General features: G+C 69.3%; 22 protein-coding genes and 1 pseudogene. 11 read left to right on the forward strand and 12 right to left on the reverse strand.

The genetic code is table 11. The features are described from left to right. Positions 1 to 20: 20 nt before the first annotated feature. Positions 21 to 1,556, reverse strand: coding sequence for an alkaline phosphatase D family protein (locus HNR02_RS17470; protein WP_179774214.1), 1,536 nt, complete (start codon positions 1,554 to 1,556; stop codon positions 21 to 23). A gap of 171 nt (positions 1,557 to 1,727) precedes the next feature. Between HNR02_RS17470 and HNR02_RS17475 the strand changes: the two genes are divergently transcribed. Together HNR02_RS17475 and HNR02_RS17480 are read left to right on the forward strand one after the other, a co-directional pair. After that, positions 1,728 to 2,111, forward strand: coding sequence for a hypothetical protein (locus HNR02_RS17475; RefSeq protein ID WP_179774215.1), 384 nt, complete (start codon positions 1,728 to 1,730; stop codon positions 2,109 to 2,111). 48 nt (positions 2,112 to 2,159) lie between these two features. Beyond that, positions 2,160 to 3,152: an NAD(+)/NADH kinase gene (locus HNR02_RS17480; protein ID WP_179774216.1), complete on the forward strand. Its 993-nt coding sequence runs from the start codon at positions 2,160 to 2,162 to the stop codon at positions 3,150 to 3,152. Positions 3,153 to 3,236: 84 nt separating this feature from the next. Here the strand turns inward: HNR02_RS17480 and HNR02_RS36140 are convergent, their stop codons facing one another. Further along, positions 3,237 to 3,368, reverse strand: a complete 132-nt coding sequence (locus HNR02_RS36140; protein WP_281377240.1) for a hypothetical protein — start codon at positions 3,366 to 3,368, stop codon at positions 3,237 to 3,239. On the opposite strand from HNR02_RS36140, the pseudogene HNR02_RS35495 reads away from it, so the two are divergent. Next, positions 3,324 to 3,476, forward strand: a pseudogene (locus HNR02_RS35495) (IS5/IS1182 family transposase); the annotation flags it as partial. The gene HNR02_RS36140 and the pseudogene HNR02_RS35495 overlap by 45 nt on opposite strands. 7 nt (positions 3,477 to 3,483) lie before the next feature. Here the strand turns inward: HNR02_RS35495 and HNR02_RS17485 are convergent. Both HNR02_RS17485 and HNR02_RS17490 read right to left on the reverse strand, forming a co-directional pair. Then, the gene (locus HNR02_RS17485) at positions 3,484 to 3,948 is read right to left on the reverse strand and encodes an SRPBCC family protein (RefSeq protein ID WP_179774217.1); all 465 of its coding nucleotides are present in this window, start codon (positions 3,946 to 3,948) and stop codon (positions 3,484 to 3,486) included. Between the two features lie 95 nt (positions 3,949 to 4,043). Then, positions 4,044 to 4,655 carry an SDR family NAD(P)-dependent oxidoreductase gene (locus HNR02_RS17490; RefSeq protein WP_218902925.1) on the reverse strand — a complete coding sequence of 204 codons (612 nt, stop codon included), beginning with the start codon at positions 4,653 to 4,655 and terminating at the stop codon, positions 4,044 to 4,046. A 173-nt stretch (positions 4,656 to 4,828) separates the two neighbouring features. On the opposite strand from HNR02_RS17490, the gene HNR02_RS17495 reads away from it, so the two are divergent. Further along, a complete protein-coding gene (locus tag HNR02_RS17495) occupies positions 4,829 to 5,434 on the forward strand; it encodes a TetR/AcrR family transcriptional regulator (protein WP_218902926.1) in 606 nt (201 codons plus the stop codon). A gap of 9 nt (positions 5,435 to 5,443) precedes the next feature. Here HNR02_RS17495 and HNR02_RS17500 read toward each other — a convergent pair whose 3' ends face one another. Next, a complete protein-coding gene (locus tag HNR02_RS17500; protein ID WP_179774218.1) occupies positions 5,444 to 5,653 on the reverse strand; it encodes a hypothetical protein in 210 nt (69 codons plus the stop codon). A gap of 94 nt (positions 5,654 to 5,747) precedes the next feature. Continuing rightward, positions 5,748 to 5,984, reverse strand: a complete 237-nt coding sequence (locus HNR02_RS17505) for a type 2 periplasmic-binding domain-containing protein (RefSeq protein WP_179774219.1) — start codon at positions 5,982 to 5,984, stop codon at positions 5,748 to 5,750. Between HNR02_RS17505 and HNR02_RS17510 the strand changes: the two genes are divergently transcribed. From HNR02_RS17510 to HNR02_RS17525, 4 genes are all read left to right on the forward strand, one after another. Then, positions 5,983 to 6,252 carry an NAD(P)-binding domain-containing protein gene (locus HNR02_RS17510; RefSeq protein WP_218902928.1) on the forward strand — a complete coding sequence of 90 codons (270 nt, stop codon included), beginning with the start codon at positions 5,983 to 5,985 and terminating at the stop codon, positions 6,250 to 6,252. The two genes, HNR02_RS17505 and HNR02_RS17510, sit on opposite strands and share 2 nt — an antisense overlap. 133 nt (positions 6,253 to 6,385) lie before the next feature. After that, complete coding sequence (locus HNR02_RS17515) at positions 6,386 to 6,646, forward strand: alpha/beta fold hydrolase (protein WP_246338590.1); 261 nt, start codon at positions 6,386 to 6,388, stop codon at positions 6,644 to 6,646. 195 nt (positions 6,647 to 6,841) lie between these two features. Further along, a complete protein-coding gene (gene ligD, locus HNR02_RS17520; RefSeq protein WP_246338591.1) occupies positions 6,842 to 7,792 on the forward strand; it encodes a non-homologous end-joining DNA ligase in 951 nt (316 codons plus the stop codon). A 575-nt stretch (positions 7,793 to 8,367) separates the two neighbouring features. Further along, complete coding sequence (locus tag HNR02_RS17525; RefSeq protein WP_179774220.1) at positions 8,368 to 9,354, forward strand: LLM class F420-dependent oxidoreductase; 987 nt, start codon at positions 8,368 to 8,370, stop codon at positions 9,352 to 9,354. Here the strand turns inward: HNR02_RS17525 and pip are convergent. Then, entirely contained in the window at positions 9,335 to 10,309 is a 975-nt protein-coding gene (gene pip / locus HNR02_RS17530) for a prolyl aminopeptidase (RefSeq protein WP_179774221.1), read from the reverse strand. The two genes, HNR02_RS17525 and pip, sit on opposite strands and share 20 nt — an antisense overlap. 38 nt (positions 10,310 to 10,347) lie before the next feature. On the opposite strand from pip, the gene HNR02_RS17535 reads away from it, so the two are divergent. The 3 genes from HNR02_RS17535 (at position 10,348) to HNR02_RS17545 (ending at position 12,053) form a co-directional block, all read left to right on the forward strand. Continuing rightward, complete coding sequence (locus HNR02_RS17535; protein ID WP_179774222.1) at positions 10,348 to 10,839, forward strand: MarR family winged helix-turn-helix transcriptional regulator; 492 nt, start codon at positions 10,348 to 10,350, stop codon at positions 10,837 to 10,839. 113 nt (positions 10,840 to 10,952) lie between these two features. Beyond that, complete coding sequence (locus HNR02_RS17540) at positions 10,953 to 11,294, forward strand: hypothetical protein (protein WP_179774223.1); 342 nt, start codon at positions 10,953 to 10,955, stop codon at positions 11,292 to 11,294. Positions 11,295 to 11,336: 42 nt separating this feature from the next. After that, a complete protein-coding gene (locus HNR02_RS17545; protein WP_179774224.1) occupies positions 11,337 to 12,053 on the forward strand; it encodes a methyltransferase domain-containing protein in 717 nt (238 codons plus the stop codon). A gap of 5 nt (positions 12,054 to 12,058) precedes the next feature. Here HNR02_RS17545 and HNR02_RS17550 read toward each other — a convergent pair whose 3' ends face one another. From HNR02_RS17550 to paaK, 5 genes are all read right to left on the reverse strand, one after another. Further along, a complete protein-coding gene (locus HNR02_RS17550; RefSeq protein WP_179774225.1) occupies positions 12,059 to 13,249 on the reverse strand; it encodes an RtcB family protein in 1,191 nt (396 codons plus the stop codon). A 59-nt stretch (positions 13,250 to 13,308) separates the two neighbouring features. Further along, a complete protein-coding gene (locus HNR02_RS17555; RefSeq protein ID WP_179774226.1) occupies positions 13,309 to 13,719 on the reverse strand; it encodes a hypothetical protein in 411 nt (136 codons plus the stop codon). A 499-nt stretch (positions 13,720 to 14,218) separates the two neighbouring features. Next, positions 14,219 to 15,406, reverse strand: a complete 1,188-nt coding sequence (locus tag HNR02_RS17560; RefSeq protein WP_179774227.1) for an MFS transporter — start codon at positions 15,404 to 15,406, stop codon at positions 14,219 to 14,221. A 67-nt stretch (positions 15,407 to 15,473) separates the two neighbouring features. Further along, on the reverse strand, positions 15,474 to 16,088 hold the full coding sequence (locus HNR02_RS17565) for a TetR/AcrR family transcriptional regulator (protein ID WP_179774228.1): 615 nt from the start codon (positions 16,086 to 16,088) through the stop codon (positions 15,474 to 15,476). 22 nt (positions 16,089 to 16,110) lie between these two features. Then, entirely contained in the window at positions 16,111 to 17,457 is a 1,347-nt protein-coding gene (gene paaK, locus HNR02_RS17570; protein ID WP_179774229.1) for a phenylacetate--CoA ligase PaaK, read from the reverse strand. Positions 17,458 to 17,467 lie beyond the last annotated feature (10 nt).

The following is a 17,467-nucleotide window of genomic DNA, read 5'->3' on the forward strand; positions in this document are numbered from 1 at the left end:
CGGCGGGTGAGGGGCCCGCGTCACGCCTGCTGCGCCCCCGCGCGGCCGTCCTCGATCACGAACCGCGCGCGGTCCTGGATCGGCGCGCCGGTCCGCGTCACGTAGTCGACGATCCGGTAGTCGGCCGTCCACGAGTCCCGTGTGATGGTGTTGCGCACGTAGCCGCGCTTGCGGTTGATGAACTTGATGTGCGGGTTCTCCGCCAGCTGCACCGCGTCACCGGCGTTCTGGTCGGTGCCGTCGCCGCCCGAGGTGATGGACGTGCCGACCAGTTCGGTGGCCACCGTGGCCGACGACGGGTCCTCGAAGTCCGCCTTCACGTCCGCCACGTAGCTCGCGTGCACGTCACCGGTGATGACCACCGGGTTGCTCGCCCGCGCCAGCCGTTCGCGCACCAGGTTCCGCTCGACGTAGTAGTTGTCCCACGCGTCGTCGCTGAACGAGTCGGCCGTGCCGGAGGTGAAGTCGCGCTGCGCGAAGAACACCTGCTGCGCCAGTACGTTCCACCGGGCGGTCCGCCCGGCGAGATTGCGCAGCAGCCATTCCTTCTGCCGGGCGCCCAGGATCGTGCGCGACGGGTCCAGCCGCGCGTCGCCCGCGACCTGGTCGTCGCGGTACTGGCGGGTGTCGAGCAGGTGCAGGTCGACCAGGTCGCCGAAGGTGAGCCGCCGGTGGATGCGGATGTCCGGGCCGCTCGGGTGCTGGGCGCGGCGCAGCGGCATGTGCTCCCAGTAGGCCTGGAACGCCTGCGCCCTGCGCTGCCGGAACACGGCCGGGTCCTGGTCGGGCTCGGTGTCGGGCTGGGAGATGTCGCCCGCCCAGTTGTTCTCCACCTCGTGGTCGTCGAACACGACGGCCCACGGGAACGCGGCATGCGCGGCCTGCAGGTCGGCGTCGCCCTTGTACTGGGCCAGCCGCACGCGGTAGTCGGCGAGGGTGAAGATCTCGGCGGCCGGGGTGTGGCTGCGGCCGATCTTGCTGGTGCCCACGCCCTCGTAGATGTAGTCGCCGAGGAACGCGACCAGGTCGAGGTCCTCCTCCGCGAGGTGGCGGTGGGCGGTGTAGAAGCCCTCCGGGTAGTTCTGGCAGCTCGCGAACGCGAACGAGAACCTGTCCAGGCGCGCGCCCGGCCGCGGCGCGGTCTTGGTCCGGCCGACCGGGCTGATCTGGTTGCCGGTGCGGAAGCGGTAGAAGTACTCGGCGCCGGCACGCAGCCCGGACACCTCGGCGTGCACGGTGTGCGCGGACTCCGGCCGGGCGATCTCCGCGCCGGCGCGCACCACGTGCCGGAAGCGCTCGTCCGTCGCGACCTGCCATTCGACCGGGACGATCCGCGACGGCATGCCGCCGAGCCCGTCGGCGGCGAGCGGGTCGGGCGCGAGGCGGGTCCACAACACGACACCGTCGGGCAGCGGGTCGCCCGAGGCCACGCCCAGGGTGAAGGGCTCGCGGACGGGGCTGGCGGAGGCGGTGCCCCAGCCGGAGACGGCGGCCACGCCGAGAGTGGCGGACCCGGCGATCAGGACCTGACGGCGCGTGGGGGAGCGATCGGACATGCGTCACCTTTTCGGGGTTCGGGGACGAAGCCCGCACACGCTAGGTTCGCCAGGTTGCCGCAGCCCGAATGCCTGGTGGACGACGGGTTGAAGAGGGTGGAAGCGCATCACAGGTTGATCACCGGACGTAGCGGATTGCCCCGGACGGACGATCAGCGGGATGTGCGCTTGATGATCGAGTTGGCGGTACTGGTGGTGGCCGTGGTGCCGGCCTTCTGGGTGGGCCGCCGGTCCGCCGGACGGCGTAGCGGGCGTGGCGGCGGGCCGGTGCCCCGCTTCGACCTGGACGCCCTGCCGCAGCAGTGGTACCGCCTGGTCAACAGCGGCGGAGTGCCAGCCACGGGCGTGCGCGTCGGTTTCGGCGAGGGCTACGACCGTTCCCTCACGCGACGGTTGCCCGAGGTGACCGACCTCGGTCCGGGCGAGTCCGTCACTTTCCTGATGCTCGGCACGTGGGCCACGCCGAGGCCGGCCGAACTGCGGGTGAGCTGCGCCGAGTTGTCCAAACCCGCCGTCGTCACCGTTCCGGAGGGTGCCGAGCCACTCGCGTCCTGACGCGGCCGCCCCCGCCCTGGTACGAAGGAGGGCGTAGCGAGGAGGGTCATGGCTTCGGTATCCCGGATCGGTCTGGTGGTGCACGGCGGGAAGGAGACCGCGCGGCGCACCGCAGGTGAGGTGCGTGCGTGGGCGGCAGGCCGGGGCGTCCAGTGCACCGACATCGACGTGTGGGACGACTTCGACGGTCACCGCCTGCACGCCAAGGAGGAGGCCGAGCGCGCGGGCAACCCGGACCTGATCGTCACCGTCGGCGGGGACGGCACGTTCCTGCGCGGGGTGCGTGTCGCGGCGCCGGTGGAGTCGCTGGTGCTGGGCGTCAACGTCGGGCGCGTCGGGTTCCTCACCGAGGTCGCGACCGAGGACGTGATCACCGCGCTGGACGCGGTCAACGACGGTGCCTACCACGTGGACTCGCGGATGACGCTGACGATGTGCGCGTCGAGGCCGCTGAGCATCCCGAAGGGCATCGAGCCGATGCTGCGTTACGGGCGCGGCCCGGTGCTGCCGCCGCCCCCCACGCGGCAGGACCTCGTGAACGGTGACGGCATCCAGCTCGACGTGCTGGGCCTCAACGACATCGTGGTCGAGAAGCTCGCCAGGGACCGGCAGGCGAGCCTCGCGGTCTACGTCGACGGCAAGCAGTTCGCCGTCTACTCCACCGACGCGTTCGTGGTGGCGTCCTCGACCGGTTCCACCGCCTACAGTTTCTCCGCGGGCGGTCCGATCGTCTCGCCCGGCCTGGACGCGCTGGTGTTCACGCCGGTCGCACCGCACATGGTGTTCAACCGCAGCGTCGTGCTCGCGCCGCGGCAGCGGGTCGGGATCCGGGTGCTGGAGCACTCCGGCGAGGCCGCGGTCAGCGTCGACGGGCAGCTGCGTGGCGTGCTGGAGCCGGGCGACTGGATCACCGTGCAGGCCGCGACCCGCCGGGCGCGCCTGGTCCGTTTCGAGGAACCGGACTTCCTGTGCCGGGTCCGCGACCGGTTCGGGCTGACCGATTCGGTCGCCGCGCTCGCCGACGAACGCCCGCCACGCTGACCCGCCCCCCGCGCGAGCCGACGCTTCCCGATGTGGCATTGGTAGCGTCAGACGCCACCAATGCCGCTTGGGGGGGACGTGCGGTCAGGACTTGTCGCCGAGTGGGTTGAGGTTTTCCGGTTTGCCGCCCGCGGCGAAGAGCAGCAGGTCGGTCATCGTGAAGCTGCCAGCCCGCTCGTGATCGGCGTCTCTGCCGCCAACACCCACGACCTCCACGCCCTCACACCGCTGGTAATGGCGATCGCGGCGATCAAGTCCCGCCGCGGTCCGCGGCGGCGCAAGCCTGCCAGGCCGCACGCCGACTCCGCACACTCATCACATGAGTCGAGCTCTACACCCTCGAAACTCGTTCGGCGTTACCCCAGAACCTGGCACTCATCTCACCAAGAATACGCATCCAGGCCTTGCTGTGCTCGTGGCCGTGCCAGTTGTCGGGCAGATTGCTCTGCGTCAGTGTTATTGCGCAGAATCGTGGGTCATCGGAATCGACCGCGAACTCGACGAGAATTTTGGTCTCGTAGTAATCGGTCCACTCTGACGTCCACGTGTATTCGATCAACTTGCCAGGTTCCAGGCGAGTGAACTCCCCCCAGTGGTCCCACGCCCCGCCGCCCCCGCCCAGGTCCGAGAAATTGTGGTCGAACCAGTTGTACCGGCCGCCCACCCGCGCGTCGAGCGCGCGTTGTCCGTCGCCGACCCAAGGGCCGCGCGGATCGTCTGGCGAGAGCCATACGTCGTAGACCCGCTGTGGCGTTGCCATGATCTTGTGGGTGACCGTGAACTGATAGTTGGCCATCTTGGTTCCTTTCCGTGTTTCAGTGGCCACAAAATGGTGCTCTCATGGCGATTAAGCGCGAACGCCATCGTGGTATCAAGTCGCTCATGAGTGGCTCAGTCTCCCTGATCGAGCGCCGTCAGTTGCTCACTGATGCCGCGTAGCCGGGCCCGATCGTCGAAGTCGTAGGCCTGCGGATGCATCCGCGTCTCGCGCACGCCGTCGAAATACCGGCCAGTGGAGTGCGCCAGTCTCTCGGCGGAGAGAAGCCGATGCACCGCATTGGCCCCTTCCTCCGCCGTACCGGCGGGTGCGATGCCGGCGGCGCGCACCATGGTGGTGTCGAGGTGTGTTCCCGGATGCAAGCAGTTGGCGGTCAGGTCTTCGAAATCGACGGAGCTCTGGCCCGCGGAGGCCACGTTCACCACGAGCGAAGGCCGCGCGGTTCCGAGCACGGGCAGTGGCAGGTGGGTCAGCAGGAACGGTGCCGGATGGTTGACCGCGAGATGCAGTTCGAACCCGTCCAGGCTCTCGCGGCGCGGTCCGCTCGGGATCGACACTCCGGCGTTGTTGACCAGAGCGTCGATGTGGTCGTGCTCGCGCAGGACGCCCTCGGCCGACGCGCGGACTTCGGCCAACGACGCAAAGTCGGCCCGAACGAAGGACGCTGAACCGCCTGCGCTCGATGCTGGAAGTCGCCGCGGCCCCGCGCTCCGCGTCACGGCCATGGACGAGCAGATGTGTTGCGGGGGCGGCGAGTCGCACGGCCAGTTCGCGTCCAACGCCGTCGGTCGAGCCGGTGATCAGGATGACGCGCTTGGACATGATCTCTCCTCCTCCGGCTAAACGTAGGGGTACTACGTACTGGACCCGTAGAGACCCTACGCTTAGGCTCGATTCCGTGCAAAGCGGCAGCGAAGGCCCGACGACATCACCGGTGCGCAAGCCGCGCGCCGACGCGGCGCGCAATCGCTCGCGCCTCGTCGCCGCCGGCAGGAACGTCGTAGCCGACCAGGGGGCGAACGCCAGCCTGGAACGCGTGGCGCGCGAGGCGGGGGTCAGCATCGCCACCCTGTACCGGCACTTTCCCCAGCGCGACGCGTTGATCGAGGCGATCTACCGGGACGAAGTCGACACGCTCGTCGCCGCGGCCACATCCCTCACCGCGCAGCTCGATCCGATCGCCGCCCTGCGCGAGTGGCTGGTGATGTTCGTCGATTTCCTCGACACGAAACAGGGCATGTCAGGGGCCCTCGACACCTTGCTGCGGGGCCCGGAGCCGCTGTTTCGCGACTCGTCGGACCGGCTCGCCTCCAGCGTCGACGCGCTGGTGCGGCATGCACAGGAGTCGACGGCGCTCGCGACCGGCCTTCAGCCGCTGGATCTGCTTCGCGCCATCGGCGGCATCGCGAACGTGAGCCCGGACAAGAACTGGAAAAGCTCGGCACTGCGCCTCGTCGACGTCCTCATCACCGGGCTGCAGACCACGGCCAGGCTCGATCCTTGAGGCCTGGTCTCAGAACTCGCGGGGGTTGTTGCTCGGCTTCCGGCACGACTCAGCGGTCGCGCGGCAGATCCTCTCGTCGCGTTCAGCTCCTCGATCGGGCGCGCCAGGTGGGTCCGCGGTCGCCCTGTTGCCGACCAGAATGGCGAGGCTGACCAGTTCGACGGTCGCGGAGACGCGCAGCGGCATGCGCGTGGACCGTCGTGTCGGTGTGGTGGTCACGGCGATGAGGTCAGCGACCCGCCACGACGCAGCCAGGGTCGCTCGCGACCCTGGCTGGCTGTGCCGCCCCATGCCGCGGGCGCATCATCGCGCATCACGTGCTGGGATCGCGTAGCCATTTGTTGTGTTCGGCGCATTGCCGGGCGGTTTCGACGGCGGTCGCGATGGTGGGTGACGGATCGTCCGCGCGCCACAGCACGGAAAGGTCCGCCACGATCGGCGGGGTGACCACGTCGCGAAGAATGATGCCAGTGCTGGTCTTGGAGGCGTGCTCGGCGAACGAGGCCGGGGCCAGGCCGACCTCACGTCCGCTGGAGAGCCGGGCAAGCATGGCGCTCAACCACATGGGCTATCACGATCTGGAAGACGGGGCGCTTCCATCCGGCCACCCCGGGCGCAAGGCGATCGCGATCGCCGGTGACTCGCCTGAGGACCTCGTCGCCGTGTCCGAGCTGATCGACACGCTCGGGTTCGACCCGCTCGCCATCGGTGACCTCGCCGTCGGCGCGCGGCTCGAACCCGGCACCCCTGCGTTCGGCGCCAACGTCGACGCCGAGCAGCTCCGCGCCCTCACCGGTACTCCCGCTCGAGCCGCTTGACCGTTCTCACCACAAGGACTGCCAGATGACCCAGGGACGTACCTGTGTGCCCGTTGTTCGCTCGGCACCTGAGAATGCATGGCGATGAAGTCGTCACGAACGGCGGTGTTTTCCGCCAGCCGACAGGGAGGCCATGGATCTGCGCGACGTGGTGCTGGTCGGCTTTTCGATGGGCACCGGGGAGCTGGCCCGGTATGTGGCACGTTATGGGCATGAGCGAGTGGCGAAGCTCGCATTCCTCGCCTCGCTCGAACCGTTCCTCGTGGCCCGCGACGACTTCCACGCGGCGTTCCCCGAGGCCGACTACGTCGAGATCGACGGCGCCCCACATGGTCTGCTCTGGACCCACGCCGACGAGGTGAACACCGCACCGACCACGTTCCTCGACAAGTAGGACGACCCGCGCCGCCCGGTGACGAAGACGTATGTCCCCTCGGCCGCCGGCCGGAATGATGCGTCCGGAGTGGTGCGCGGGATTGAGGCCCGAAGAAGCCGTTTCGCTGACCAAGCGCAAAGTCTCGTCCTTGCCTGAATCCCGATCATTTCCGGCCGACTGGCGGGCAAGCACGATCGGGCGGAGCATCGGGGGATGCTGGAGCCCGTCACCCCCATGCTGGCCGTTCCCGGACCCGTGCAGGACAGCGAGGGCTGGGCGTTCGAGTGGAAGTACGACGGCGTGCGATGCCAGGCCGCCGTTTCGGGCGGCGAGGTGCGGCTGTACTCGCGGCGACTGCGGGACGTGACCGGGACGTACCCGGAGCTGGCTGTTCTGGGGGCGGACCGGCGGACATTGCTGCTCGACGGCGAAGTCGTCGCCCTCGATGGCGAAGGCAGACCGGATTTCGGGCGGTTGCAGCAGCGGATGAACCTGACCGTGCCGACACCTGCGCGCCTGGCCGCGGTGCCCGTGGTGTTCTTCACGTTCGACCTGCTGCGCGCCGGTTCGCTGGACTGCATGCCGCTGCCGTACGAGGACCGCCGGGAACACTTGTTCACGTTGGGCCTCGACCGCCCGGAGGTGCGGGTGCGGCGCCATTTCCGCGCCGGGGAGGTGGAGGGCGCGGAACTGTTGCGGGCCGCGCGCGAGGTCGGTCTGGAAGGCTTGGTCTCGAAGCGTCTCGACTCGCCCTACCAGCCCGGCTCACGTTCGCCACACTGGGTGAAAACCCCGCTGACCCGGACACAGGAGGTGGTGATCGCGGGCTGGACCACCGGCGAGGGCCGACGATCCAGCACCTTCGGAGCCCTGCTGCTCGGCTTGCACGGGGAAGCGGGACTGCGTTTCGCGGGCCACGTCGGCACAGGTTTCACCGACCGGATGCTCGACGACGTGCTGGCACGCCTCCGCCCCCTCGCCCGCCGGACGAGCCCCTTCGCCAGCCCGGTGCCGAGGGAGTACGCCCGCAATGCGCACTGGGTGGAGCCCGAGCTGGTGGGCGAGGTGGAGTTCCGGCAATGGACTTCGGACGGAAGGTTGCGGGCACCGTCCTGGCGGGGCTTGCGGCCGGACCGGGAACCGGAAGACGTGACACTCGGATAGCGACCGCCTCGCCAAGGTGGACCGGGCTGCGGGAGCCCTGGTCCTCCCGGAGTCTGCCTGTCCGGCGAGGACACTCTCTTGGTTCGGCTTTCGTTGCCGGGTTCGGTGAGCCGCACGAACACCGAGCCCTGCTGAAGGAACACCAGGCGACGAAGTCCACATCGGACTGCTTGGCGCGCGAGCGAGCTGCAGTGAACCCGAAGCCGGGCGGCCAGATCGGGCGCCGCCGTGCTGAATGTGCGGGCCGCGATCAAGGGGGCGGAGTTCGTTGTGTCACACTGTCGCGAATTGATCTTCCGGCGACGAGAAATACCGAAACACCAGTCCCTCCAGTCACTTTCGTCGCACAACGAGGGTGCGGTTCGAAACCTGTCTTCCGGGTGTGGTTAGTCTTCGCCAACGAATGTCCGTCGAGGCCGTCCCGGGGGGTCAGGTGCGCAAGACCAGTTCACGTCCATGGCAACGGCGTCCGCCGACCCCGCAGCGGCCGCCGAGCAAGCCACAGCCGATGCCCGGCCGCATCAGCCGCTGACGGGGACGCTCATCACGCCGGGTCGCGTGGGATCATGGTGTCCATGCGCTTCGGACTGTTTGTTCCTCAAGGGTGGCGAATGGACCTGGTGGGCATCGAGCCCGCCCGGCACTGGGAAACGATGCTCGACCTTGCCCGGTATGCCGAGAACGGCCCCTATGAGTCGATCTGGGTGTATGACCACTTCCACACGGTTCCGGCGCCCGTCGAGGAGGCCACGCACGAGGCGTGGTCGCTGATGGCGGCGCTCGGAGTGTCCACCAGCCGGGTGCGGCTGGGCCAGATGTGCACCTGCATGAGCTACCGCAACCCGGCCTACCTGGCCAAGGTCGCCGCGACCACCGACGTCCTGTCCGGCGGTCGCGTCGAGATGGGCATCGGCGCCGGCTGGTACGAGCACGAGTGGCGGGCCTACGGCTACGGCTTCCCGTCGGCGGGCGAGCGGATCGGCCGCCTCGACGAGGGTGTGCAGATCATGCGGCAGATGTGGCGGAACGGTTCCGCCACCCTGGACGGCAAGTACTACCAGGTCGACGGCGCGATGTCGTACCCGCTGCCGCTGCAGGAGGGCGGCATTCCACTGTGGATCGCCGGTGGCGGCGAGAAGAAGACGCTGCGGATCGCCGCCCAGTACGCCCGGTATACGAACTTCGCCGGCGACGCGGAGGGCTTCAAGCACAAGTCCGAGGTTCTCGCCGGGCACTGCAAGGACGTCGGCACCGACTTCGACGCGATCGTCCGCACCGCGAACTACAACGTGATCGTCGGCGAGACCGAACAGGACGTTGCCGACCGTCTGGCGTGGATCCGGTCGCACTACGCACCGCTCGTGTCCGCCGACGTGCTCGAACGGACCGTTCAGAGCTTCGCGAACGGCCCGCTCGTGGGCACGCCGGAGCAGGTCACCGAGAACCTCACCGAGCTGCGTGACCTGGGCATGTCGTACGCGATCGGCTACTTCGCCGACGCCGCCCACGACCGCACGTCGCTCGACCTCTTCACGCGCAAGGTCATCCCCGAACTGGCCTGAGCGCGAACTCGTCCGCGGCGCGGCGCATCGCCGCCCGCATGGCGTCGCTGCCGGTGTGGCCGGAGTCGTCGATCACGATCAGTTCGGCGTCCGGCCACACCCTGGCCAGTTCCCACGCGGTCTCGACCGGTCCGGACAGGTCGAGCCGCCCGTGGATGAGCTTGCCGGGGATTCCCGCGAGACGGTGGGCTTCGCGGATGAGCACGCCCTCCTCCAGCCAGGCGGCATGGGAGAAGTAGTGGGCGCAGATGCGGGTCATCGCCAGGAGATCGTCGTCCGGGCGGTCGCTGAAGGAGTTGGGTACGCCGTTCGGTTCGAGCGAGATCGCCGCGTCCTCCCAGGTGCTCCAGTCCCGCGCGGCCTTCCAGCGGACGGCCGGGTCGGGATCGGCCATCAGACGCGCGTAGGCGGCCAGGACGTCGAACGTGTCGCCACCGACGTCACCGGCGCCCGCCCGGAACTTTTCGAGCTCCGCCGGGAAGAACCGGCCGACGCCGCGGTAGAGCCAGTCGAGCTCACGCCGCCGCGAACTCGTCACGCCACACAGCACGATCTCGCTGACCCGCTCCGGGTGCGCTTCGGCGTAGGCGAGGATCAGCGTGGAACCCCAGGAACCGCCGAACAGCATCCACTTCTCGACGCCGAGGTGTTCGCGCAGCAGCTCCATGTCCGCGATCAGGTGCGCGGTGGTGTTGTGCGTGAGATCGGTGGCCGGGTCGCTCGCGTGCGGGGTGCTGCGGCCGCAGTTGCGCTGGCTGAACAGGATGACGCGGTACTGGTCGGGGTCGAAGTAGCCGCGTGAGCTGGTCCACGCTCCCTGGCCCGGTCCGCCGTGGACGGCGGCGACGGGCTTGCCGTCCGGGTTGCCGCAGGTCATCCAGTGGATCCGGTTGCCGTCGCCGACATCGAGCAGACCTTCGGCGTGGGGTTTCGCGGATGGGTGGAGCTGGGTCATGGTCCCTCCAGATCTGACAGTGCTGTTATATTAGCGCTGTGACAATTCCTCGCCGCGAACTGCTCGCCACTCGCCTGCGTCACCTGCTGGAGCTGCTGGACGGCGATGTGGCGGCGGTGTACGCCGATCTCGGCCTGGAGTGGTTCCGCCCGCGGTTCACGCCGATCGTGCGGGCGCTGGCGGCCACCGGTCCGCAGCCGATCCGGGACCTCGCGGAGACGATCGGGGTGACCCATTCGGCGGTGAGCCAGTCGGTGGCCCAGATGGTCAAGGCGGACCTGGTCACGTTGAGCCCGGGGGCGGACGCCCGTCAGCGCATCGCGCACCTGACGGCCAAGGCCGAGGAGCTGCTGCCCGTGCTGGACGCCGAGTGGGCCGCGACCACCACCGCGGCGAAGGAGTTCGAGGCCGAACTGGGATATCCGCTGAGCGGCCTGGTCGACGAGGCGATCGAGGCGCTGCGGCAGCGGCCGATGCGGCAACGGATCGCGGAGGTCGCGCCCGGCCTGTCCCGCACACGGTCGGTTTGAGCAGGTTTCGGGTTCTCTTGACCGGGGTACAACGACGCTCTCGCCCGTTGAAAGTGCAGCGGAGGATCGCCTTGCCGGACTCGATGACGCAAACCTGTGAGAGAACCACGGGCGTGCCGCTTCTCGGAGCGCCACACCTCGCCGAACTCCGGCGCCACCTTCGCGCGCTGCTCGCCCACGAGCGCGGCGAACAGTCCGAGCGCGCGCTCATCGTCGTGGACACGCTCGCCAGCCTCGCCTGCCGTCACGCCTATCCGCCGTTCACGGTACGCGTCCGGCACATCGAGGGGGTCAGTGTGCGCGCCGAGATCAAGGGGCTGCGCTGCCGCCGGTTGCCGGGCCACGCGCCGCTGCGGCTGCCGTTGCACGTGCTGGACCGGTTGTCCGAGAGGTGGTGCGTGGACCTGCAGGCCCACCACGGGGTCCTCACCGCCGAGGTCGACCTGGCCGGCTGAATTCGGTTGCGTTCGCCCGCGGAGCGGGTGAGGCTACCGCACGTGAGCGAAGCCTTCTTCACGCTGTTCCACGGCCTGCCGCGTCAGGGGCCGGGTTCGGACGCCACGACCCGTCGCCTGCTCGACCTCGCCGCGCCGCTGCCGGACCGGCCTCGCGTGCTCGACCTGGGCTGCGGCCCCGGCCGGTCCGCGCTCGTGCTGGCCAGTGCGGGTGCGCGTGTGACCGGGCTGGACACCCACCAGCCGTTCCTGGACGACCTGACCCGCGCGGCCGACGGCCTCGACCTCGACACGGTCAACGCGTCGATGGCCGACCCGCCGTTCCCCGACGGAGCGTTCGACCTGCTGTGGGCGGAAAGTTCCGTGTTCGTCGTCGGGTTCGACACCGCGCTGCGGACCTGGCGACGGCTGCTCGCACCGGGTGGCGCGCTGGTGCTCACCGAATGCGAATGGGCCACCGGTGCACCTTCCGTCGCGGTGCGGGAATTCTGGGACGCGCACTATCCACTGAGGACGACTGAGCAGAACACCGCCGCCGCCCGCGAGGCCGGATACCGCGTCGAGGCCGTCCTGCCGATGCCGGACAGCGACTGGTTCGACGAGTTCTACGACCACCTGGCCGTCCGCGCCGACTCCTTCGCCGGCGACCCCGCGATGGCCGAAGCCGTCGCGGGAGCCCGCGCCGAGATCGCGATGCGACGCCAACACGGCGACGAGTACCAGTACACCGGCTACGTCCTCCGTCCCGGTGCGGCGTGAACCGGTCAGCCCTTGACGCAGACGACCTGCTTGAGGTGCGCGACGACCTCCACCAGATCCGTCTGCGCCTTGATCACCGACTCGATGTCCTTATACGCTGCGGGGATCTCGTCGACCACGCCGGTGTCCTTGCGGCACTCGACGCCTTCGGTCTGGGCGGCGAGGTCGGCCGCGGTGAACGACTTGCGTGCCTTCGTCCGCGACATCCGCCGCCCCGCGCCGTGGGACGCCGAGTGGAACGAAACCTCGTTGCCGAGCCCGCGCACGATGTAGGAGCCCGCGCCCATGCTGCCCGGGATGATGCCGAGATCACCCGACCCGGCCCGGATCGCGCCCTTGCGGGTCACCAGCACGTCGACGCCGTCGTAGGTCTCCTCGGCGACGTAGTTGTGGTGGCACGAGATCGGCTCGTCGAACCGCACACCCGGCACCGTGGCGGCCAGCGCCTGCTGCACCAGCGCCACCATGGTCGCCCGGTTGCGGGCCGCGTACTCCTGCGCCCAGAACAGGTCGCGCCGGTAGGCCGCCATCTCGGGCGTGCCCGCGACGAACACCGCCAGATCGCGATCCGGCAGGTCCGCGTTGTGCGGCAGCCTGCGTGCGACGTCGATGTGCCGCTTGGCCAGCTCGTTGCCGATGCCGCGGGAGCCCGAATGCAGCATCAGCCACACCCGGCCCTCGTCCGCGCCGCCCTGCTCCAGGCACACCTCGATGAAGTGGTTGCCGCCACCGAGACTGCCGATCTGCGCCCGCGCCCGGTCACGCAGGTTCTGCACGCCCTCGTGCAGGTGCCCGAACTCCGACCAGAAATCGTGCCACCCGCCGGTGCCGGGCACCCGCGCCGGGTCGACCGGGGTGCGGTGCATGGCGAAGCCCACCGGCACCGCGTCCTCGATGCGCCGCCGCAGCCCGCCCAGGTCGTCGGGCAGGTCGACGGCGGTCAACGACGTCCGCACCGCGCTCATGCCGCAGCCGATGTCCACGCCGACCGCGGCGGGCGAGACCGCGTCCCGCATCGCGATCACACTGCCGACCGTCGCACCCTTGCCGTAGTGCACGTCCGGCATGACGGCCAGACCGTGCACCCACGGCAGGTTCGCGACGTTGTGCAGCTGACGCATAGCGGCGTCCTCGACGGACCCCGGATCGGCCCACATGCGGATCGGCACCCGGGCGCCCTCGACGGCGGTGAACATGGAAGATCCTTTCGCTGGCCCCCAGGGTTACCCGCGCGCCGGGCACGAGCAACCGGATTTCAGTAGTCGTCGCGCCCGGTGAGCTGCTCCTCCAGCATCTCCGCGGAGCTGGTGACCAGCGCGAGCGGATCGACGAACTCGTTGAGGTCGAGGTTGGCCAGCGGCAGCGAATGCCGCAGCACCAGGTACTCGCCCATGACGACCACACCACCGACGACGGTCGTGTGGCCCACCTCGGTCAGCACCCCGAGCACATCCACCTCGTCGACGTGCGCGAACGGCGTCGCGATCTGGATCCACTCGTCCCGCCGGTCGAGCACCTCCCGCGCGATCACCACGATCTGGGTCCGCTCCTCGGCTTCCTCGTCCTCCGGGTGGAAGCGGATGCGGATGCGTAGTTCGTCCGGTTCGTCCCGGACGACCTTGTACTGCTGCCGGATGAACGTCGCGAGATCGCGCCAGCTCGTCACCCCAGTGGTTCCTTCCTCGTGCTCGGATGGTCGCCGGTAGTGAAGCACACGCCAGCGACAGGGTCAGCAGTTCCTGCGCGTCGGGCTGGGGGAGTCGGCGCTGTCGCAATGCGCGGATTCGGTTGATGGGAAGGACCGAGCATCAGGACAATGATCTACCGATATTTCGGTCGTTGTTGCTACCGTCGAACTCCGGGAACCGGATCCGTCGTGGGACAGGCAGGTGTCGATCAGCCGGATCGACGGGGAGCCCACGTTTCTCGACCTGATCTACCGTGCGGGCGGTCGGACCGCGGTACAAGTGCGAAACTTCCGGCCCACTGGCTCCGGGTGGAATACGGCGATCTCGCGAACAGTTCGCTGGCGGAGTTCCTGCTGAGCAGCAAATCGCTTCCTGGAGCGCACCGGGACCGCGGTGCGGAGCACGCGGCGGCGACCAGCCTCCACGAGGCATTGCGCCTGACCGAGCCGACGTCGACGGTGGTGAGGCCGGCCTGAATCAGGCCGCCACGGCCTCCAGGCGCCGGGCTCGCACGGTCGACACCGACCAGATCACCAGCCCGATCACCGGCAGCGCCGCCCCGAACAGGCACGGCCCGGCCCAGCCGAAACCGTCGTACAGCGAACCGGCCAGTGCCGAGGCCACCGCGCCGCCCACGAAGATCGTCGTCATGAAGACCGTGTTGATCCGGGCCCGCGCGTCCTCCCGCAGGCCGTAGATCTCCCGTTGCGACAGCACCTGGTGGCCCTGCACGGTCAGGTCCAGTACCACCCCCGCCAGCGCCAGCGCGACCAGCGAACCCGCGCCCAGCCACGCCACGACCAGCGCCACGGCGGCCAGCGTCAGTGCGATCCCGCTGCCGATCCGGCCGTGCCCGCGGTCGCCGAGACGACCCGCCAGTGGCGCGGCCGCCGCACCCGCAGCGCCGACCAGCGCGAACACCCCCACCTCGGTCTGCGTCAGCCCGTGCCGCCCGACCAGTTCGAACGCCACCGACGTCCAGAACGCGCTGAACGCCCCGAACATCAACGCCTGGCACACCGCCCGCCGTCGCAGTGCCGGTTCCTGCCTGGCCAGGGTCAGGATCGATCGCATCAACCGCGGGTAGCCGTCCCGGTGGTCCGGGCGGCGGTGCGGCAGCACGCGGCGCACCGCGATCGCCACCACCACCATCAGCGCGGCCGACACGAAGTAGATCGTCCGCCAGCCGAACGCCCCGGCCACCAGGCTCGACAACGTCCGCGCCAGCAGAATTCCCAGCAGCAGGCCGGTCATCACCGTACCGACGAACCGGCCGCGCTGCTCCTCCGGCGCGAGGTGCGCGGCGAACGGGATGAGGATCTGCGCCACCACCGACGTCACCCCGATCAGCACCGAGGCGGCCAGGAACACCCCGAACCCCGGCGCCACCGCCGCCACCAGCAACGCCAGCGCGGTGAACACCAGCGTCCGCGACGCGAGCGCCCGGTTCTCCACCAGGTCGCCCAGCGGCATCAGCAACGCGAGCCCGGCCGCGTACCCCAGCTGCGTCAAGGTCACCACGAGCGCGGCGCTGCCCTGGCTCACCCCGAACGCACCGGCGATCTCGGCGAGCAGCGGCTGCCCGTAGTACAGGTTCGCCACCGTCGTGCCGCACGAGAACGCGAGCACGAGCATGATCAGCCGCAGGCTACGGTTTCCGGGCATGACAGTGCCGACACCAGCGACCGTCCCGAGATTCCCGCTGTGACCGCGTTCACCCGTCCGCTTTGTCCTAACGCGACCGGATCCGTAGCCCGTCGAACGCCACCGCCGCCACCGAAGTCGCCAGGTCGTCACCACTCACGCCGCCGCGCGGCCGGTACCACTCGATCAGCGAGTTGACCATGCCGAACAGCAACCGCGCCCCGGTCGGGGGGTCGATGTCCGGGCGCAGGTCGCCCTCGTCGACGGCCTGGGTGACCAGTTCGGACACGATGTGGTCGAACTCACGACGACGGGCCAGGGCGTCGCGCTCAACTTTGGTGTTCCCGCGCACCCGCAGCAGCAGCGTCACGAACGGCAAGCGCTCGACCAGCACCCGCACACTGCCGCGCACCAGGTGTTCCAAGCGGTCCACCGCGCGCCCGTCCACCGAATGCAGCTCGTCCGCGATTTCGAACAGTCCGTCCAGCGCGCGGTTCACCGCCAGGCGCAGCAGTTCCTGCTTGCTCGGCACGTGGTGGTAGATGGCGGACTTCGTGATGCCGAGCTTGCGCGACAGGTCTTCCATGCTGGTGCCGTCGTAGCCGCGCTCGTTGAACAGCTTGACCGCGACCGCCAGCAAGGACTCCAGGTCGTAGCCCGGCCTGCCACGCCGGGTGGTCCGGGCCGGAGGTGCGGTCGTCATGACGCCAGTATCCCAGCGGCCGTCAGGCCGGAGGCCGCTGGTCGATCACGCGCCGTAGCTTGCCCATCGACCGCTCCAGTGTGTCCGGATCGAGCACGTCCACGCCGACGCTGATCCCGACGCCGTCCTTGACCCGCGCGGAGATCTCCGCCGCCGCCGAGAGCCGCCGGTCGGCCGGGGTGTCCGTGCGTGCCTCCACCAGCACGGTCAGCTGGTCCATCCGGTCCTTTTTGGTCAGTCTGAGCTGGAAGTGCGGTGCCAGGCCGTCGGTGGCGAGCACGATCTCCTCGATCTGCGTGGGGAACACGTTGACGCCGCGCAGGATGATCATGTCGTCGCTGCGGCCGGTGACCTTGTCCATGCGCCGGAACGACGGCCGCGCGGTACCCGGTCGCAGCGCGGTCAGGTCCCGCGTGCGGTAGCGGATGATCGGCAGCGCCTGCTTGGTGAGCGAGGTGAACAGCAGCTCACCGGTCTCGCCCTCGGGCAGCACCTGCTCCTCGACCGGGTCGATCACCTCGGGGTAGAAGTGATCCTCCCAGACGTGCAGCCCGTCCTTGGTCTCCACGCACTCCTGTGCCACACCCGGCCCCATCACCTCGGACAGGCCGTAGATGTCCACCGCGTGCAGGTTCATCCGCTGCTCGATCTCGCGGCGCATCTGCTCGGTCCACGGCTCCGCGCCGAAAATCCCCACCCGCAGCGACGACGACGCCGGGTCGATGCCCTGCCGCTCGAACTCGTCCAGCAGCGTGAGCATGTAGGACGGGGTCACCATGATGATCTCGGGCTTGAAGTCGGTGATGATCTGCACCTGCCGCGCGGTCATGCCGCCGGACGCGGGAATCGCGGTGCAGCCGAGCTTTTCGACGCCGTAGTGCGCGCCGAGCCCGCCGGTGAACAGGCCATAGCCGTAGGCGACGTGCACCTTGTGTCCCGGCCGCCCGCCCGCAGCGAAGATCGAGCGCGCCATGACGGTGGCCCACGTGTCGATGTCGGCCTCGGTGTACCCGACGACGGTGGGCTTGCCGGTGGTGCCGCTGGAGGCGTGGATGCGGCGCACCTGCTCCTGCGGTACCGCGAACATGCCGAACGGGTAGTTGTCGCGCAGGTCGTGTTTCGTGGTGAAGGGGAATTTCGCCAGGTCCGCCAGCTCGCGGCAGTCGTCCGGGTGGACACCGGCCTCGTCGAACTTGCGACGGTAGAACGGGACGTTCGCGTACGCGTGCCGCAGTGTCCACTGCAGGCGCTCCAGCTGGGTGGCCCGCAGCTCGTCGACGCTCAGCCGCTCGACGGGGGTGAGGTCGTCCGGTGCCGGCGCGGTGCCGAGGCGTTTCGCGTGCGGCACGTCGCTGTGCATGGTGGTCATGGGGGCCGGC

The sequence above is a fragment of the Amycolatopsis endophytica genome, assembly GCF_013410405.1.
Lineage (GTDB): Bacteria > Actinomycetota > Actinomycetes > Mycobacteriales > Pseudonocardiaceae > Amycolatopsis_E > Amycolatopsis_E endophytica.

Bases quoted from the DNA above. Each gene is read 5' to 3' on its own strand.
- HNR02_RS17480 (WP_179774216.1), top strand. From the start codon at position 2,160: ATGGCTTCGGTATCCCGGATCGGTCTGGTGGTGCACGGCGGGAAGGAG.
- paaK (WP_179774229.1), bottom strand. From the start codon at position 17,457: ATGACCACCATGCACAGCGACGTGCCGCACGCGAAACGCCTCGGCACC.
- HNR02_RS17560 (WP_179774227.1), bottom strand. From the start codon at position 15,406: ATGCCCGGAAACCGTAGCCTGCGGCTGATCATGCTCGTGCTCGCGTTC.
- HNR02_RS17515 (WP_246338590.1), top strand. From the start codon at position 6,386: ATGGATCTGCGCGACGTGGTGCTGGTCGGCTTTTCGATGGGCACCGGG.
- HNR02_RS17525 (WP_179774220.1), top strand. From the start codon at position 8,368: ATGCGCTTCGGACTGTTTGTTCCTCAAGGGTGGCGAATGGACCTGGTG.
- HNR02_RS17475 (WP_179774215.1), top strand. From the start codon at position 1,728: ATGATCGAGTTGGCGGTACTGGTGGTGGCCGTGGTGCCGGCCTTCTGG.
- pip (WP_179774221.1), bottom strand. From the start codon at position 10,309: ATGACCCAGCTCCACCCATCCGCGAAACCCCACGCCGAAGGTCTGCTC.
- HNR02_RS17505 (WP_179774219.1), bottom strand. From the start codon at position 5,984: ATGCTTGCCCGGCTCTCCAGCGGACGTGAGGTCGGCCTGGCCCCGGCC.
- HNR02_RS17490 (WP_218902925.1), bottom strand. From the start codon at position 4,655: ATGGCCGTGACGCGGAGCGCGGGGCCGCGGCGACTTCCAGCATCGAGC.
- HNR02_RS17510 (WP_218902928.1), top strand. From the start codon at position 5,983: ATGGCGCTCAACCACATGGGCTATCACGATCTGGAAGACGGGGCGCTT.
- HNR02_RS17470 (WP_179774214.1), bottom strand. From the start codon at position 1,556: ATGTCCGATCGCTCCCCCACGCGCCGTCAGGTCCTGATCGCCGGGTCC.
- HNR02_RS17485 (WP_179774217.1), bottom strand. From the start codon at position 3,948: ATGGCCAACTATCAGTTCACGGTCACCCACAAGATCATGGCAACGCCA.
- HNR02_RS17550 (WP_179774225.1), bottom strand. From the start codon at position 13,249: ATGTTCACCGCCGTCGAGGGCGCCCGGGTGCCGATCCGCATGTGGGCC.
- HNR02_RS17565 (WP_179774228.1), bottom strand. From the start codon at position 16,088: ATGACGACCGCACCTCCGGCCCGGACCACCCGGCGTGGCAGGCCGGGC.
- ligD (WP_246338591.1), top strand. From the start codon at position 6,842: ATGCTGGAGCCCGTCACCCCCATGCTGGCCGTTCCCGGACCCGTGCAG.